The organism is Stenotrophomonas sp. 115C5 (assembly GCF_056861055.1).
The window spans coordinates 99008-114854 of sequence record NZ_JBSPUQ010000016.1 but is presented as its reverse complement, the minus strand read 5'-3'; the positions used below and the strand labels follow the sequence as shown (position 1 = coordinate 114854).

The 15847-nt window shown below is 68.2% G+C and carries 11 protein-coding genes; 5 read left to right on the top strand and 6 right to left on the bottom strand.

The window, feature by feature from the left end; genetic code table 11:
- Positions 1–167 precede the first annotated feature (167 nt).
- The gene (locus AC13FN_RS17095) at positions 168–575 is read left to right on the top strand and encodes a YciI family protein (RefSeq protein WP_049436979.1); all 408 of its coding nucleotides are present in this window, start codon (positions 168–170) and stop codon (positions 573–575) included.
- On the opposite strand, the gene AC13FN_RS17090 is transcribed toward AC13FN_RS17095, so the two are convergent.
- Positions 553–2634, bottom strand: a complete 2082-nt coding sequence (locus AC13FN_RS17090) for an NHL repeat-containing protein (protein ID WP_482985068.1) — start codon at positions 2632–2634, stop codon at positions 553–555. The genes AC13FN_RS17095 and AC13FN_RS17090 overlap by 23 nt on opposite strands.
- Positions 2635–2799: 165 nt before the next feature.
- Here AC13FN_RS17090 and AC13FN_RS17085 point away from each other — a divergent pair, with 165 nt between their 5' ends.
- Positions 2800–4320, top strand: coding sequence for a tetratricopeptide repeat protein (locus AC13FN_RS17085; RefSeq protein WP_482985067.1), 1521 nt, complete (start codon positions 2800–2802; stop codon positions 4318–4320).
- Positions 4321–4413: 93 nt separating this feature from the next.
- Here the strand turns inward: AC13FN_RS17085 and AC13FN_RS17080 are convergent, their stop codons facing one another.
- Positions 4414–5190, bottom strand: a complete 777-nt coding sequence (locus AC13FN_RS17080; protein WP_482985066.1) for a lytic transglycosylase domain-containing protein — start codon at positions 5188–5190, stop codon at positions 4414–4416.
- Between the two features lie 232 nt (positions 5191–5422).
- The gene (cycA, locus tag AC13FN_RS17075; protein WP_049436983.1) at positions 5423–6796 is read right to left on the bottom strand and encodes a D-serine/D-alanine/glycine transporter; all 1374 of its coding nucleotides are present in this window, start codon (positions 6794–6796) and stop codon (positions 5423–5425) included.
- A gap of 230 nt (positions 6797–7026) precedes the next feature.
- Here cycA and AC13FN_RS17070 point away from each other — a divergent pair, with 230 nt between their 5' ends.
- A complete protein-coding gene (locus tag AC13FN_RS17070) occupies positions 7027–8643 on the top strand; it encodes an EAL domain-containing protein (protein ID WP_010484153.1) in 1617 nt (538 codons plus the stop codon).
- A 321-nt stretch (positions 8644–8964) separates the two neighbouring features.
- Here AC13FN_RS17070 and AC13FN_RS17065 read toward each other — a convergent pair whose 3' ends face one another.
- Together AC13FN_RS17065 and AC13FN_RS17060 are read right to left on the bottom strand one after the other, a co-directional pair.
- Complete coding sequence (locus tag AC13FN_RS17065; RefSeq protein ID WP_482985065.1) at positions 8965–10149, bottom strand: MFS transporter; 1185 nt, start codon at positions 10147–10149, stop codon at positions 8965–8967.
- Positions 10146–11324: a serine hydrolase domain-containing protein gene (locus AC13FN_RS17060; RefSeq protein WP_482985064.1), complete on the bottom strand. Its 1179-nt coding sequence runs from the start codon at positions 11322–11324 to the stop codon at positions 10146–10148. The genes AC13FN_RS17065 and AC13FN_RS17060 overlap by 4 nt, the downstream gene beginning before the upstream one ends.
- Before the next feature lie 228 nt (positions 11325–11552).
- Here AC13FN_RS17060 and AC13FN_RS17055 point away from each other — a divergent pair, with 228 nt between their 5' ends.
- Complete coding sequence (locus tag AC13FN_RS17055) at positions 11553–12452, top strand: LysR family transcriptional regulator (RefSeq protein ID WP_482985063.1); 900 nt, start codon at positions 11553–11555, stop codon at positions 12450–12452.
- A gap of 263 nt (positions 12453–12715) precedes the next feature.
- Entirely contained in the window at positions 12716–14323 is a 1608-nt protein-coding gene (locus tag AC13FN_RS17050; protein WP_482985062.1) for an ATP-binding cassette domain-containing protein, read from the top strand.
- A 184-nt stretch (positions 14324–14507) separates the two neighbouring features.
- On the opposite strand, the gene AC13FN_RS17045 is transcribed toward AC13FN_RS17050, so the two are convergent.
- Positions 14508–15833: a GTP-binding protein gene (locus AC13FN_RS17045; RefSeq protein WP_482985061.1), complete on the bottom strand. Its 1326-nt coding sequence runs from the start codon at positions 15831–15833 to the stop codon at positions 14508–14510.
- Between the last annotated feature and the right edge of the window lie 14 nt (positions 15834–15847).

The window sequence follows — 15847 nt, the reverse complement described above, 5'->3', positions numbered from 1 at the left end:
CCCGCCCGGCCCACCCGCAGGAAGCCAGCTTTCAGCGACCAACCCAACCCACCACGGAGGGGCTCCGCCGTTCGCCGACCCTCGCCGAAGGCGCGCCTCCCGCGCTGCAACATGCCCACGCGCAATCCTGCGCGATCATGGACCCCCGCCCCCGCCAGGACCACGCCATGCAGCAGTACCTGCTTCTGATCTACATCGAGCCTGCCCTGCTGCAGGCCCTGCCCATCGAAGAATTCAACGCGCTGATGCGCGACTGCCTCGCCCACGCCGACCAGCTGCAGGCCGAAGGCACGCTGCTGGCCGCGCAGAAGCTGCAGCCGGTCGACACCGCGCAGACCCTGCGCGTGCGTGATGGCCACAGCCGCGTACTGGATGGCCCGTTCGCCGAAACCCGTGAACTGCTGGCCGGCTTCAACCTGATCGTCGCCCGCGACCGCGACGAAGCCATGCGCATCGCCCGCGACTTCCCTTGGGCACGCTTCGGCAGCATCGAAGTGCGGCCGCTGGAAGACATGGACGCCGAGCGTGAACGCTGCGGCGCCCCGGCTGCCGCTATGGCAGCAGCCGTACCCTGATCTCGCGCGGGCCGATGCCTTCGTTGCCACTGTAGTCGCGCACGCTGGCACGCACGACGTACTCGCCCGGCGGCAGCGCCGCCGGCTGCCAGCGGCCGGTTTCCATCAGGCCATCGCGCACGGTGTTGGTCGCCAGATAGCGGAAACGGGTCACCGCGCTGCCATGCACGGTGATGCCGCTGTCCGGCGCGTAGGCCACGCGCACGGCCTCCCGCTGCGGCGGCATGCGGTTGAACACGATGTTCCAGCGTGGCTGCTCGTAGCCCTGCAGCGGCTGGCCGCCCGCATCGAGGATCTGGTAGCCCACCTGGTACATGCCCAGGCGGCGTCGCGGCAGGTTGTTGTCGACCTGGTCCCAGGCCTCCACCACGATCTGCACACCGCGTCCCTGGCGCGCCACCATCACCACGCCATCGCTGCCTGCGGCCATTGGCTGGTCGGTGTCGTCCAGCAGCGCCACATCGGTGATGCGCGGTGGGAAGTGGTCGGCGTAGTTGTGGAAGCCCAGTGCCACGGCGTTGGTCTCGAAACCACCGGTGCCGACGGCCAGGTGCACGTGCGCCTGGTTGTTGATGCTGCCCAGGCGGTCACCAACGTGGATGCGCATGCCACGACGCACGCGCATCCGCTCCAGCCTGCCCTGCTCGTCGTACAGCGCCTGCCAGCGCGCATCGAACGGTTCATTGCGCGGGGTGCGGCCCACCCGCATGTGGATGTACTTGAGGCGGTCCACCGCCAGGCCTTCGGCCTGCTCGCCCAGGCTCCAGGCCGCCATCGGGCTGCTGATCTTGCCATCGGCGATCGCCAGCACGGTCTGGCCCACATCACCGCGCACGTCGAATCCACCGTGCAGGTGATGGCGACTCTCGCCCTTGAAGTTGCCGCGCACTTCACCCAGTGTGCCGACCACTTCGTGCCAGCCATCCTGCGGCGCCAACGGCCAGCGCCCGCCGGTATCGGGCAAGGCGGCATCGGCGGCCGGGCCGACCAGTGCCGGCGCGGGCAGGTCGCCTACCGGCAGTGGGCGCAGGCGATGCAGACGGTAGCTGGCGGCGTCGGCCACCAGCACGCTGCCATCGGCATCCATCGCCAGGCCACTGGGGCGGGCCAGGCGCGGCAGGCGACCATTGCCGACCAGCGCGATCTGGTGGCCCTGCGGCGTCACCTGCACGATGCGGCCATCCATGTCGCCCACGTACAGCACGCCATCGTGGGTGGTGGCCAGCGACAGCGGCCCATTGATCACGCCACCGGCGGCGACCACGGTGCTGACCGTGCCATCAGCGCCTATGCGGCGTACCGCGTTGTTGAACAGATCGGCCACCAGCAGCGCGCCCTGCGCATCGAAGGCCAGTGCCACCGGCGTATCGAAGCGCGCCGCAGCGCCCACGCCATCGGCCATTCCCGGGCGCTCACCGCCGGCAAGGGTGCGCACGTTGCCATCAGTACCGATCACCCGGATGCGGTCGTTGTAGGTATCGGCCACGTAGACCTGGCCCTGCGCGTCCACTGCGATGCCCATCGGTGCATCGAAGCGCGCCTGCGCGGCTGGTCCATCAACGTGGCCCTGTTCACCACCCGCCAGCGTGGTCACCTGCCCATCGGTGCCGATCCGGCGGATCGCATGGTTGCCGGTGTCGGCCACATACAGGTTGCCCTGCGCGTCGGCGGCAATGCCCGAGGGCGTATTGAAACTGGCCTGCAGTGCCGGGCCATCGACGCGCCCCTCGCCCTGCCCGGCCACCGTTTCAACACGGCCATCGGGAAGGCGGCGACGGATCCGGTTGTTGTCGCCGGCATCGGTGAAATAGACGCTGCCATCGGCACTGCGCAGCAACGCGTACGGATCGGCGAAACGTGCCTGCGCGGCGGCGCCGTCGCGGTTACCCGGGTGGCCATCGCCGGCCAGCGGTTCGATCTGCGCGGTCCACGCCAGCGGCGTGGGAACCGGACCCACCGGTTCAGCCAGCGTATGCAGCGGTGTCTCCCACCAGGTCGCAGCCAATGCCACTACCGTCGCCAACGCTACGCCTGCCGCCATCCATTGCCACCGTGCCATCGTGCTGCGCTGCCTGCCTGCTGCCTGAAGAGGCACCGACAATAGACGCTGAACGCACGATCCGCCATGGCCAATCGTACGGCCAAACGCCAGAGTTCCATCCATCGCGCTTGTTCTCGCTGGCTGCAGCGGGTTCAATGCGGTTCCCACGGATGGAGATCCTCCATGCCCCGCATCGTCCCCCTCGCCGCCCTGCTGATTGCCGCATTGGCCAGTTCATCCGCCACCGCTTCGATCACGGTGGTGCCACAGAAGCCGTCCGTCGCCGCCGATGCAATGCATCAGGCCTATGCCACGCGATGGGATGAGGCCATCCAGCAGTCGCGCAGTGGCAACACGCTGGGCGCGCTGATCGCGATGGAACGGCTGATGGAAGATCCGATGCTGGATGACTTCGATGCCGAACATCGCGGCCGCGCCGCGCAGGTGGCCGGCTGGACCGCGATGGTGCAGAAGAAGCCCGACCAGGCCCGCCGCTACCTGCAGCGCGCTCAGGAAGCACTGCCGGACGATGCGCAGATCCTGCTGACCCTGGTCTCGGTGGAACTGTCCGAGAACCAACCAGCGCCCGCCACGAAGCACCTGGTGCAGGCACTGAAGCATGCCGACGCGCCGTTGCCGGTGGACCGCCACGCGATCAACTACCTGCAGTTCCGCCTGCGGGACCAGCCGCAGCAGCGCATGGAACTGCTGCAGGCGCTGTTCGACAACGGCTGGAAGAGCGGCGGCCTGGAACCCACCGGAATGTGGCTGGCACTGGCCACGCTGCAGGCCGACAACGGCCGTGGCGACGATATTCCCACCACGCTGGCGCGCATCACCGGTCCCGCCGAAATCATCCGCCTGCGCAGTGACAAACGGTTTGACCGCTATGTCGACCGCGCCGATGCCCGCTTCGATCCGGTGCAGGCTGCACAGAAGCACCTCGACGAACTGCGGGTTTCCGGCCTGCTCGACCGGGCGCTGGATGCACGCATGGCCGAGTTCAGCAGCACGCTGCTGATGCTGGACCGCAACGAGGAAGTGCTGGCACTGACCGATGGCATGGCCAGTGCGGCGGCCGAGGGCGAGTCGCCCTCGGCGGCGGAAGCCGAATGGGTGGCGTGGCTGCTCAACAGCCGGCTTACGGCGCTGCGCCGGCTGGGCCGTACCGATGATGCGCTGGCGGCAGCCAAACTGGCCGCACGCATCGGCGCACTGGGCCCGGATGGTGCCGAGCACCAGTTCAACGTCGGCTTCGTGTTCAGTTCGCTGGGCCGCATGCAGGATGCCGCCACCGCGGTGAATGACATGCCGGGCCTGGCCGGATACGGCAAGGCGGCCCAGGCACTGCTGCAGTTCGTTGCCGCCCGTGAACGTGGCGATGCCAAGGCCGAACAGGCCGCGCGTGCAGCGATCCTGGCCCAGGGCGATGACGCGCGCCTGTTCCAGCGCGAGATGCTGCTGGACGAGGGCAATCTCGACGGCGCCGCTGCCGTGCTGATCGAACAGCTGCGCTCACCCGTCGAGCGCGGCGAGACACTGGCCTCCCTGCAGGACATGCGCACCTATCCGTCGCTGCCCGGTGACGTGAAGATCGATGCGGCCTGGCGTGCGCTGAAGCAACGCGCCGACGTGCAGGCCGAGGTTGCCCGCCTGGGCCGCATCGAACGCTACGAACTGGTCAGCACCTCCACCTCGCGCTGAGGAGCTTTTGTGTAGAGCCGAGCCCATGCTCGGCTGCAATTGGCGCAGCCGAGCATGGGCTCGGCTCTACACCGCGCGTACAGCGCCACTGGCCTAGCGCGCCGGCACCTCGGTACGGATGCCCATCGCCTCGCGGTAGCGTGCGTACAGGGCCATCACCTTGTCCACGTAGGCCAGGGTTTCGGCATAGGGCGGCACGCCCTTGTAGCGGGTGACCGCGCCGATGCCGGCGTTGTACGCAGCCGCCGCCAGCGGCCGATCACCGTTGTAGCGACGCAGCAGCGCGCGCATGTAGCGGGCGCCACCATCGATCGACTGCTGGGGCGAGAACGGATCATTCACGCCGTACTCCTGCGCGGTGTCCGGCATCAGCTGCATCACGCCCTGTGCGCCCTTGCTGGACACCGCCAGCGCATCGAAGTTGCTTTCGGCATGGGCAATCGCGCGCAGCCACGCGTCATCGACGCCCGTGGCCTTGGCTGCGGCCTTGAACTGTTTGGCGTGCTGCGCCAGCTGCGGCCTGCCGACCTTGCCCAGGCCTTCGTGGGCCGGCTCACCCGGCGGCGTGGCCATGGTGAACTTCAGGAACACCCGCGAGCCGGGCAGGTTGCGGGTGGAGTAGACCAGCGCGCCATCCTGCTCGCGCTCGTACAGCACGCCACTGAACACGCCCATGTTGCCCCACAGGTTCGGGGTCTGGATGGCGTTGTCGTCGATTTCCTTCGGGGTGCAGCGTGAACCGGGTTCCGGCGCGGTGGCCAGGCTGACGGTGTTGCCCTGCACGCAACGGTAGACGGTGCGCGCGGCAGCCAGCCCGGGCCACAGGCTGGGCAGCAGCAACAGCGCGAGCAGGAGAGGGCGACGGGACATGGCGGCCGGATCATCCGGCCGCGCCCGCTAATGTTGGGTGAATGGGGGCCGGCAGGGCTGCGCCCTGCACCTGCAGAGGCAACGTCAATACCCAGAGCAGCGCTGGGCTGTTGAGGGCTGGTCGGGTAGGTGTGGCCCTCGACAGTTTCCTGCGGCTGACAGTAGATCCACGCCATGCGTGGATGAAGCTGCCTGGAGACGATGGATCAATCGATGTGACGGAACACCTGGATCACTTCGCGGTCCTGCGGCGCACCCAATACCCCACGCCAAGCAGCACGAACCACACCGGGCTGGCGATCAATGCCTGGCGGGTGTCGGCCTGCAGGCTCAGCAGCACCAGCACGGCAGCGAAGAACACCAGGCAGGCCCAGCACATGGCAACGCCGCCGGGCATCTTGAAGATCGAGGCAGCGTGGCGCTCCGGGTAGCGACGGCGATAGGCCATGTAGGCCACCAGGATCAGCGACCAGACGAAGATGAACAGCACCGTCGCCAGCGTCGTCACCAGGGTGAAGGCGGTCACCAGGTTCGGAATCAGGTAGATCAGCAGCGTGCCACCGAGCAGGCACAGGCACGAGAACAGCAGGCCACGGGCCGGCACGGCGGCGCGTGACAGTTTCGACAACCCGCGCGGGGCGTGGCCCTCTTCGGCCAGGCCGTACAGCATGCGGCTGGTGGAGAAGATGCCGCTGTTGGCCGAGGACGTGGCAGAGGTCAGCACCACGAAGTTGATCAGGCTGGCCGCGGCCGGAATACCGGCCAGCACGAACAGCTGCACGAACGGGCTCTTGTCCGGCACCACCTGGCGCCACGGGGTGACGGCCATGATCGCGATCAGCGCCAGTACGTAGAAGATGATGATGCGCACCGGAATCGAATTGATCGCCTTGGGCAGGTTGCGCTCGGGGTCGGCGGTTTCGGCGGCGGTGGTGCCGACCAGCTCGATGCCGACGAAAGCGAACACTGCAATCTGGAAGCCGGCGAAGAAGCCGACCAGGCCCATCGGGAACATGCCGCCGTCATTCCACAGGTTCGACAGCGCCGCGGTATGGCCACTGGGCGAGGTGAAGCCCCATGCCACCAATCCGGCACCGGTGATGATCAGCGCGCAGATCGCCACGATCTTGATCAGCGCGAACCAGAACTCCATCTCGCCGAACAGCTTCACCGTCACCAGGTTCAACGACAGCAGCAGCATCACGCAGGCCAGCGCCGGTTTCCAGGCTTCAAGCCCGGGGAACCAGAATTGTGCGTAGGCAGCGATCGCGATCACATCGGCGATGGCGGTGACGATCCAGCAGAACCAGTAGGTCCATCCACAGAAGAAGCCGGCCCAGGGGCCGAGCAGATCGGTGGAAAAATCGATGAAGGATTTGTACTGCAGGTTGGACAGCAACAGTTCGCCCATCGCGCGCATCACGAAGAACAGCATCGCGCCGATGATCAGGTAGACGAAGACGATGGACGGGCCGGCCAGGCTGATGGTCTTGCCCGACCCCATGAACAGGCCGGTGCCGATGGCACCGCCAATGGCGATCAACTGGAGGTGGCGGTTGGACAGGCTGCGGCGCAGGTGCTCGGGGGGCGTTGCGGGCTCGGTCATGGGCGCGGGCAAAAGGGCGGGCGAAGCGTTCGACGGTAGTCCTCCTCAGGCAGGAGCGCCAGCGCCGGATGAGCCAATCCCGTCAAACTTGGCCGCTTTCATCACAATGTGACCAAATACCGGATTCATCCCATTCCGCCCGGCCCGGCGCCATGCTCAGATAGCCGCACCTGCCCAAGGATCGGCCCGACCATGCGCCCTGCCCTGCCCGCCCCGCTGGAGCCCCGGCCATGAGCCGGCTGCGCGTCATCATTGGTGGCACCGCACTGGCGCTGCTGGCCGCGGCCGTGCCGATCGCGGTGATGGCCTATGCCACCTGGGACCGTGCGGTCAGCGTCGAGCAGCAACGCCTGCGCGACATTGCCGGCCGTGCCCTGCGCCGCGCCGACCAGTCCTACCAGGAAGCACTGGCGGCACTGCAGTCGGCCGAGGTCGGCGCCCACAACGCCTGCGGGCCCGACCATATCCGGCGCATGCAGACGCTGGTGATGACCTCGCCGTCGGTCGACCAGATGGGCTACTTCGAGGGTGGCAAGCTACGCTGTACGTCGTGGGGGCCGTTCCTGTCCGACGTCAACCAGCCCAAGTCCGACCACGTCACCAGTGATGGCGCCGGCATCGCCGTGGATGTGCGCCCCGAGGCAAGCGGACGGCGCCAGGTCCTGTCGATCCTGTATGGCAACTACGACGTGCTGGTCGATCCGCGCCGCTTCGTCGATGTCATCGCCGACCCGAACGTGCGCCTTGCCCTGGCCAGCCCGGACGGCCGCCTCCTGGCCAGGCAGGACGGCATGGATCCGGCATTGCTTGAGACCCTGCTGCGCGCGCCGGGTGAAGGCCTGGACCACAACACCCTGTACGCCACCGCCCGCAACGAAGAGTGGCTGGCGATCGCGACCACACCGCGTACCGCGCTCGCCGCGACCTTCCGCCAGCAGGCGTGGCTGTTCGTGCCGATCGGCGTTCTGCTGGCCGCTGTCGGTGCCGGCCTGGTGATCTGGCTGTCGCGTCGCCGCCTGTCGCTGCGCGGCGAGCTGGCCACGGCGATCCGCCGCCGCGAGCTGTACCTGCACTACCAGCCCATCATCGAACTGGATACCGGCATCTGCGTCGGCGCCGAAGCGCTGGTGCGCTGGCAGCGCCCGGATGGCACCCAGGTGCGGCCGGACCTGTTCATTCCGCTGGCCGAAGAGGCCGGCATGATCGGCGCGGTCACCGATCTGGTGATCGAGAACGTGGTGCGCGACATGCGCGAGCTGCTGGTGGCCGACCGCAGCGCGCACATCGCGATCAACCTGGCCGCCGAAGACATCAGCAGCGGCCGCGCGCTGAAGATGATCTCCAAGCACATGGCCGGCAGCGGCATCCTGCCGCAGCAGATCTGGATGGAGGCCACCGAGCGCGGCTTCCTCGACCTGGACCGCGCCCGCACGATGCTGGCACAGGCACGTCGGGCCGGGCACAGCGTGGCCATTGACGATTTCGGCGTCGGCTTCTCCAGCCTGCAGTACCTGGAACAGCTGCCGCTGGACGCGCTGAAGATCGACAAGTCGTTCATCGATGCGATCGGCACCGAGAGTGCAACCAGCCCGGTGACGCCGCACATCATCGACATGGCCAAGGAGCTGGGCCTGTGGGTGGTGGCCGAGGGCGTTGAAACCGAGGCACAGCTGGCGTATCTGCATACCCGCAAGGTCGAGTTCGCGCAGGGCTGGCTGTTCTCGCGGCCGCTGCCACGGGATGAGTTCGTGGTGTTCCATCACAAGCGGCAGCAGCGCTATGGCGCGGCGCGGGAGCACATGCAGAATCCGCGCAGCGTGCCGATCGAGCGTGAGGGAGTGGAGTAGGACGGCGAACGGCAGAGCCCCTCGTGGTGGGTCGCGTACTGCTATCCCCGGGGTGGCCGGGACGGTCGGGTTCGCGGGGGACGCCGTAAACCCGTCCATGGGGGCTTGGCCGCGGCATCCATGCCGCGGACACCCCCGCGAACCCGACCGCCCCGGCCTCTGACAGGTTCCGGCGGCGTCCCGCCACGGAATCAACGGAAGAAGGCAAAAGCAAAAGCAAACGCGGGTCGCTGCGCTCGGTGGATCCACGCCATGCGTGGATGGCGTGGACCACGGTAGTGCCGGCCGCTGGCCGGCACCTCCGTAACGTTTGACCTGCGCCTACGCCCAGGCCTTCGGCCGTGCCAGCAACCACGCCACGCTCACCGCCAGCAGCAGCAACGGCAGCCATCCCAACTGGTTCGGGCCGCCCGCCTGCAGCAGCACACCCCCTGCAACACCTCCGGCGGCGATGGCCAGGTTCCAACCGGTCACCAGCATCGACTGCGCCAGATCCGCGGCGGCACCGGCACGCCGTGCCAATGCGGTCTGGAACAGGGTCGGCACCGCGCCGAAGGCCACGCCCCACAGGATCGTCGCCAGCAGCAGCGGCGTCGCGAGGCCCGGCCACAACAGCAGGGTCAGCACCGGCACGATGAAACCGATCACCGCGGCCCACACCAGCGTGCGCAGATGACGGTCCACACCCCAGCCGGCAATGCCAATGCCGGCGATGGCGGCCAGGCCGAAGGCCAGCAGCAGGCGGTCCAGCCACGGGCCGGCACCGGCCTCCACCGCCAGCGGTTCGATGTAGGTGTAGAGCACGTTGTGCGCCAGCACGTACAGCACCATCACCGCCAACGCACTGCGCACGCCCGGCATGCGCCACACCGTAGCCAACGACGTACGCTGACCGGCCGCCGCCGCCGGCAACGCGGGCAATGCCCAGCGCGCGTAGGCCAGCAGCACGACTGCCAGCACGCTCATCAGCGCGAATGCCCAGCGCCAGCCGCTCTGCTGGCCCAGCAACGTGCCCGCCGGTACGCCCAGCGACAGTGCCAGCGGCGATCCGACCATCGCCACCGCAATCGCCCGGCCCTGCAGCGAGGGCACCACCATGCGCGCGGCGTAGCCGGCCACCAGCGACCACAGCAGCCCGCCGCTCACGCCCGCCAGGAAGCGCGCGGCCAGGATCAGCGGGTAACTGCTGCTCAGTGCAGTCAGCGTATTGACCACCACGAAGCCGGCAATCGCGGCGAGCAGCAAGGGACGTCGCGGCAGGCGCTGGGTCAGTGCGGTCATCGGCAGTGCGGCCATCACCGAGCCCAGTGCGTACACGCTGACCAGCTGGCCAACCGCCGCGTCGCTCACACCGAGGCTTTCGCCCATCGGCCGCAGTACGCCGGCAGGCAGGGTTTCGGTCAGTAGAGTAATGAAGCCGCCGCCGGCCAGCGCCAGCAGTCCCGCCCACGGCAGGCGTGTGGCTTCACCGGCCGGGCTGGCCGCATCGATGGCATGGCCGCTCATCGCGCGGTCTCCAGATCGGCATAGACCGCATCGCGCAGCTCATCGACGAAGGCACCGTCCATGCCTTCGTACAGGGTGTTGGTCAGCGCCACCACGCTCAGCCCGCGCGCAGGATCGACAAACCAGCTGTGCCCGTAGGCGCCGCCCCAACGCCATGTGCCTGCGCTCTGCGGCGTACCGCTGGCGGGCGCATCGCGCAGCACCGCAAAGCCAAGGCCAAAACCCCAGCCGGCCGGTTCCGGCGGCCCCTGTTCGCCCACCTGCGGGCTGGCCATCTCCGCTGCCAGTGCGGGCGGCAACAGGCCTGAACGCTGCACATCACGCAAGGCCTCCAGCACCGCCATCACTTCATCGGCGCTACCGACCAGGCCTGCCCCGGCCGAAGGGAAACGGCTGGCATCGGTGGCGCGCGCGAGGCTGTACTCGATACCGACGGTACCCTCGAACGGAGCAACCACCTCGCCTTCGCGCAGGCGGTGCGGCTGCGGTGTGTCGCTCACATAGGGCGTGGCCAGCCGTGCCGCGTTGCGCGCAGCGAAGGCGGTGTCACGCAGGCCCAGGGGTGCGGCCAGCAAGCGCTCGAACAGTGCCTGCAGGGATTCACCGGTCGCTTTTTCAGCCACGGCACCGGCAACGTCCACGCCCAGCGAGTACAGCCACTGGCTGCCCGGCGCGAACAGCAGTGGCGCTTGCCCGATGCGGCGCACGTTCTCGGTCAGCGTCAGCGGGTTCGCGTCCATGCCATCGCTGACGCCAGCGCGTGCGTAGGGACCCTTCGCATCGGCTTCGAGGAAGCGGTAGCCCAGCCCACTGCTGTGGCTGAGCAGCTGGCGCAGGCTGATGGGCGGCGTGCTGCCATCGGCCAGCGCCGGGCGGAAGTCCGGCAGCCAGCGCTGCACCGGTGCATCCAGGTCGAGCACGCCCTCGGCCACCAAGCGCAGGATCACCGTGGTCAACAGCGGCTTGCTCACCGAGGCCAGCCGGAACAGCTGATCGCGTTGCATCGGCATGGCCGACTCGCGATCGGCCAGCCCGGTCGCGCTGGCGTGGCGCAGCACACCGTGCTCGCGCACCAGCACCACCGCACCGACCAGGCGCTGCGGGTGCACCTGCTGCAGCAGCCGCTGCACCGAAGGCAGCGTCGGCGCGGGTTCAAGGGAAGGAGCGGCATTCATCGCGGGAATCCGTGGGGAGAGGCCCGCCACGTTAGGCAGCACGGCGCAGCGCAAAAAGCCGGTTGCCGCTCCGGGCATCATGGACCGTGCAGTCCGCAATCGGCATGATGGCCGGAACTGCAAGGCCGCAACGGTCCCCACGCCACCCCGCACCACAGTGTTGCGATGGCGGAGCCGCCCGCTACGGCCGCGCCAATCTACCCTGCCGCTTTCATTGCCTGCACGCCCATGTCAGTCCTGGACAACCTCGCCAACCTGCAGACCTTCGTGCACGCGGCCGATACCCGCAGCTTCGTCGAGACCGGGCGCCTGCAGGGCATCTCGGCCTCGGCCGCCGGCAAATGCGTTTCGCGGCTGGAACAGGCATTGGGCGTGCGCCTGTTCCACCGCAGCACGCGCAGCATCACCCTCACCGCCGAGGGCCAGCTGTTCCTGGCACGCTGCCGGCGCATCCTCGACGAGCGCGATGCCGCGCGCACCGAGCTGGCACAACCGCACGCCTCGCCCCGTGGCACCCTGCGCATCAGCCTGCCCCTGGTCGGCGACCTGACCCTGCCGTTGATGGCCGAATTCATGGCGGCGTATCCGGATATCCGCCTGGACCTGGACTTCAGTGACCGCCTGGTTGATGTCATCGAGGAAGGTTTCGATGCCGTGCTGCGCGTCGGCGAACCCAGCGACTCGCGGATGAACGCACGCCGGCTGGGGGTATTCCCGCGGCGTGTCGTTGCCTCGCCGGCGTACCTGCAGCGCCGCGGCACGCCCCGCACGCCGGCCGACCTGATGCAGCACACGCTGCTGCACTACCGCTTCCCCAGCACCGGCAAGCTGGAACTGTGGCCTATCCACTGGTCCGACGATGAAACGCCGCAGGAACTGCCGGTACACATGGTGGCCAACACCATCGAAGCGCGGGTAGCGCTCGCATTGCGCGATATCGGCCTGGCCTTCGTGCCGGCGCACTCGGTGCGCGATGCCCTGGCCGACGGCCGCCTGGTCACGGTGCTGGACGAACACGTGCATTCCTGCGGCACCTTCCATCTGCTGTGGCCGTCGGGCCGACACGTACTGCCGAAGCTGCGGGTGTTCATCGACTTCGTCGGCGCCCGCCTGGGTACCGTGCCGTAGATCCACGTCATGCGTGGATGCGTCTCGCGGCGAAAGGAAGCCGAGCATCGGCTCGGCTCTACAGAACCGCCCGACCATCGGTAGCGCCGGGCCATGCCCGGCGGCCGCACACCTGACCATTCAGCCACTGCCGCTATACTGGCCGCTCATTCCTCCAAGAGGCTCGCGACCAATGCGCCATTGATGCCGCCGTCTTCCCACTAGACGGCCTGACTCTTCCCGCCCCTGCGCGCAGGGGAGAACCCGGCATCCATGGAGGTCGCATGACCCCGCATTCCCTCACGCTCGATCGCGTGTCGTATCGATTGGCCGACGGCCGCCCGCTGTTTTCCGATCTGACGTTTTCATTCGAACCGGTCGCCACCGGCTTGGTCGGTGCCAATGGCGCCGGCAAGAGCGTGCTCGCACGCCTGCTGGCCGGCCGGCTGCTGCCCGACAACGGCCAGGTTCGCGGCAGTGGCCGCGTGTTCCTGTTGCCGACGCCCGGCTATCCACCCGTCGGCACGGTCGGTGAGCTGGCCGGTGTCGGCGCGGAACTGGCCGCACTGCAACGCATCGAAGCCGGCAGCGTGGACGAGGCCGACTTCGCCCGCGTCGGCGACCGCTGGGATCTGCGCGAACGCCTGCAGCAGCAATGGCGGGCGCTGCAGCTTCCCGACGACCTCGATCCCGCCCAGCCGGCCGCGCGCCTCAGCGGTGGCCAGGCGATGCAGGTGGCGCTGTCCGGTGCCTGGGCCAGCGGTGCCGACTGGCTGATCCTGGACGAACCCAGCAACCACCTCGATGCACGCCATCGCCAACAGCTGTACGAACAGCTGCAGCAATGGCGTGGCGGCCTGCTGGCGATCAGCCATGATCGCGAGCTGCTTGGGCACATGCACCAGATCGTCGAACTGGACGCGCGCGGACTGCACCGCTATGGCGGGCCGTGGCAGCACTACGCCGACGCGCGCGCCGCCGAACGTGAAGCCGCCGCCGCCCAGCTTGACCATGCACGTGCGCAGCATCGGCAGCAGCAACGCAGCGCGCGCGAACAGCACGAACGCCAGCAGCAGCGCCAGGCACGTGGCAACCGTGATGCGAAGCAGGTCAACCAGGCCCCGATCCTGCTCGGCAGGCAGAAGCAGCGTGCCGAGGCCAGTCATGGCCGCGCGCAGCAGGTGCAGGCCGAGCGCCTGCAGGCCAGTGCCGACCAGCTGCGCGCAGCAGCATCAGCGGTTCACGCGGCTCCGGAACTGGCGCTGTTTGCCGGTGCGGGCGAGCGCGGCAGTTCACGCCTGCTGCAAGCAGAGTCGCTGGTGCTGCCGCACGGCTGCGCCGCCCCCTTGCAGCTGGAGATCCGCCGAGGGCAGCGCATCGCCTTGGTCGGTGACAATGGTGCTGGAAAATCGACCCTGCTGCGTGTGCTGGCCGACCAGCTGCCTGCATGCAGTGGCACCGTGCAACGGCATGCACCACTGGCCCTGCTCGACCAGCAGCTGCTGGGGCTGTCCGGCGCGCGCAGCATCCTCGACACCGTGCAGGCCGCCAATCCGCGCGCGGACCCCGGTGAGCTGCGCACGCGGCTGGCCCTGCTCGGACTGGATGCACAGCGCATCCAGCGGGCCGCCCACAGCCTCAGCGATGGCGAGCGGGTAAAGGGTGCGCTGGCCAGCGTGCTGTATGCCGATCCCGCGCCTCAACTGTTGCTGCTGGACGAACCCGGTAATGCGCTGGATCTGAGCGCGTTGCAGGCGTTGGAGGAACTGCTTGCGGCGTGGCCGGGCGCGCTGGTGATGGTCAGCCACGACCGGCACCTGCTGCAGGCATTGCAACCGACACAGGTGCTGCAGGTGAGCACCGGGGGTTGGCAGTGGCGTGACGCCTTGTAGATCCACGCCATGCGTGGATTCGATTCTGTAGAGCCGAGCCCACGCTCGGCTGCAATTGCAGTAGATCCACGCCATGCGTGGATGGAATGATCCGCCAGCCGAGCGTGGGCTCGGCTCTACAAGGCGGGTAACGGCCGATTGAACCGCCATCCACGCATGGCGTGGCTCTACAGGAGCCGTTCGATCAGCGCTTCCACACCGGGAACGCCTGCGGCAGCTGCTGCCACAGCAATGGCCCCGCACGCAGCTCCTGGTCGTTGAGCAGGCAGGCATCCAGCTCTGCACGCACCGCACGCTCGTCCATGTGCACACCGATCACCACCAGCTCCTGGCGCCGATCCCCCCACAACGGGTGCCACAGCCGCTGCATCGCCGTGTGCGCGGCCGAATCCGGGAATTCCTCAGGCCCCGGCAACGGTGCGCTCCAGCAATCGGCCTGCTGCCGCGCCCATCCCAGGTCGCTGTAAGGCAGCGGTGTCGGCGGCAACAACGGCGCGGTATCTTCCAGGCCGGCACACACGCGATCGCGCGCGGCATACCAGAAGCCTGCCGCCTGCGTGCGCGTCGCCGCGCCAACGGTGTTCAGCTCGCCCACCCAGTCCATGCGGTTGGCCAGCCAGAACCAGCCCTTGCTGCGGATCACGCCGGGCATGCCCGACTGCAGCGCGCGCGCGAAGCGCCCGGGATGGAACGGCCGCCGCGAGCGGTAGACGAAACTGCCAATGCCGTACTCCTCGGTTTCGGGTGTGTGCTCACCACGCAGTTCCTTCACCCAGCCGGGTGCACGTTGCGCACGCTCCATGTCGAAGCGACCGGTATCCAGCAGTTCGGCCAGTGGCACATCGCCGAAGCTGGACAGCAGCAGCCTGGCGTCGCGGTTCAACCCGCGCAGCACGGCCAGCGTGTCCTGCAGTACCTCGTCGTCCACCTGGTCCACCTTGCTGACCACGATCACGTCGGCGAACTCGACCTGCTCGCACAGCAGGTCAACCACCCCGCGGTCATCCTCCGGGCCGGCCTGCTGGCCGCGCTCGGCCAGTCGCGACGTCGAGCCGAAGTCGGCAAGGAAGGCGCTGCCATCCACCACCGTCACCATCGTGTCCAGGCGCGCGATATCGCTCAGGCTGAAGCCGTGCTCGTCGCGCACCGCGAAGGTGGCCGCCACCGGCATCGGCTCGCCGATCCCGGTCGATTCGATCAGCAGGTAGTCATAGCGACCTGCATCGGCCAGGCGGCGTACTTCCTGCAGCAGGTCATCGCGCAGCGTGCAGCAGATGCAGCCGTTGCTGAACTCCACCAGCGTCTCTTCGGTGCGGCGCAGTTCGGCCCCACCTTCGCGCACCAGCTGCGCATCGATGTTGACCTCGCTCATGTCGTTGACGATGACCGCTACACGCAGGCCCTCGCGGTTGCGCAGGATCTGGTTGAGCAGGGTGGTCTTGCCGGCCCCCAGGAAGCCGGACAGCACGGTGACCGGAAGGCGACGGTCGGCGCGGGAAACAGTGTTCATGTCGGAGCGGGTTG

Bases quoted from the DNA above. Each gene is read 5' to 3' on its own strand.
- AC13FN_RS17095 (WP_049436979.1), top strand. From the start codon at position 168: ATGCAGCAGTACCTGCTTCTGATCTACATCGAGCCTGCCCTGCTGCAG.
- AC13FN_RS17090 (WP_482985068.1), bottom strand. From the start codon at position 2,634: ATGGCACGGTGGCAATGGATGGCGGCAGGCGTAGCGTTGGCGACGGTA.
- AC13FN_RS17085 (WP_482985067.1), top strand. From the start codon at position 2,800: ATGCCCCGCATCGTCCCCCTCGCCGCCCTGCTGATTGCCGCATTGGCC.
- AC13FN_RS17080 (WP_482985066.1), bottom strand. From the start codon at position 5,190: ATGTCCCGTCGCCCTCTCCTGCTCGCGCTGTTGCTGCTGCCCAGCCTG.
- cycA (WP_049436983.1), bottom strand. From the start codon at position 6,796: ATGACCGAGCCCGCAACGCCCCCCGAGCACCTGCGCCGCAGCCTGTCC.
- AC13FN_RS17070 (WP_010484153.1), top strand. From the start codon at position 7,027: ATGAGCCGGCTGCGCGTCATCATTGGTGGCACCGCACTGGCGCTGCTG.
- AC13FN_RS17065 (WP_482985065.1), bottom strand. From the start codon at position 10,149: ATGAGCGGCCATGCCATCGATGCGGCCAGCCCGGCCGGTGAAGCCACA.
- AC13FN_RS17060 (WP_482985064.1), bottom strand. From the start codon at position 11,324: ATGAATGCCGCTCCTTCCCTTGAACCCGCGCCGACGCTGCCTTCGGTG.
- AC13FN_RS17055 (WP_482985063.1), top strand. From the start codon at position 11,553: ATGTCAGTCCTGGACAACCTCGCCAACCTGCAGACCTTCGTGCACGCG.
- AC13FN_RS17050 (WP_482985062.1), top strand. From the start codon at position 12,716: ATGACCCCGCATTCCCTCACGCTCGATCGCGTGTCGTATCGATTGGCC.
- AC13FN_RS17045 (WP_482985061.1), bottom strand. From the start codon at position 15,833: ATGAACACTGTTTCCCGCGCCGACCGTCGCCTTCCGGTCACCGTGCTG.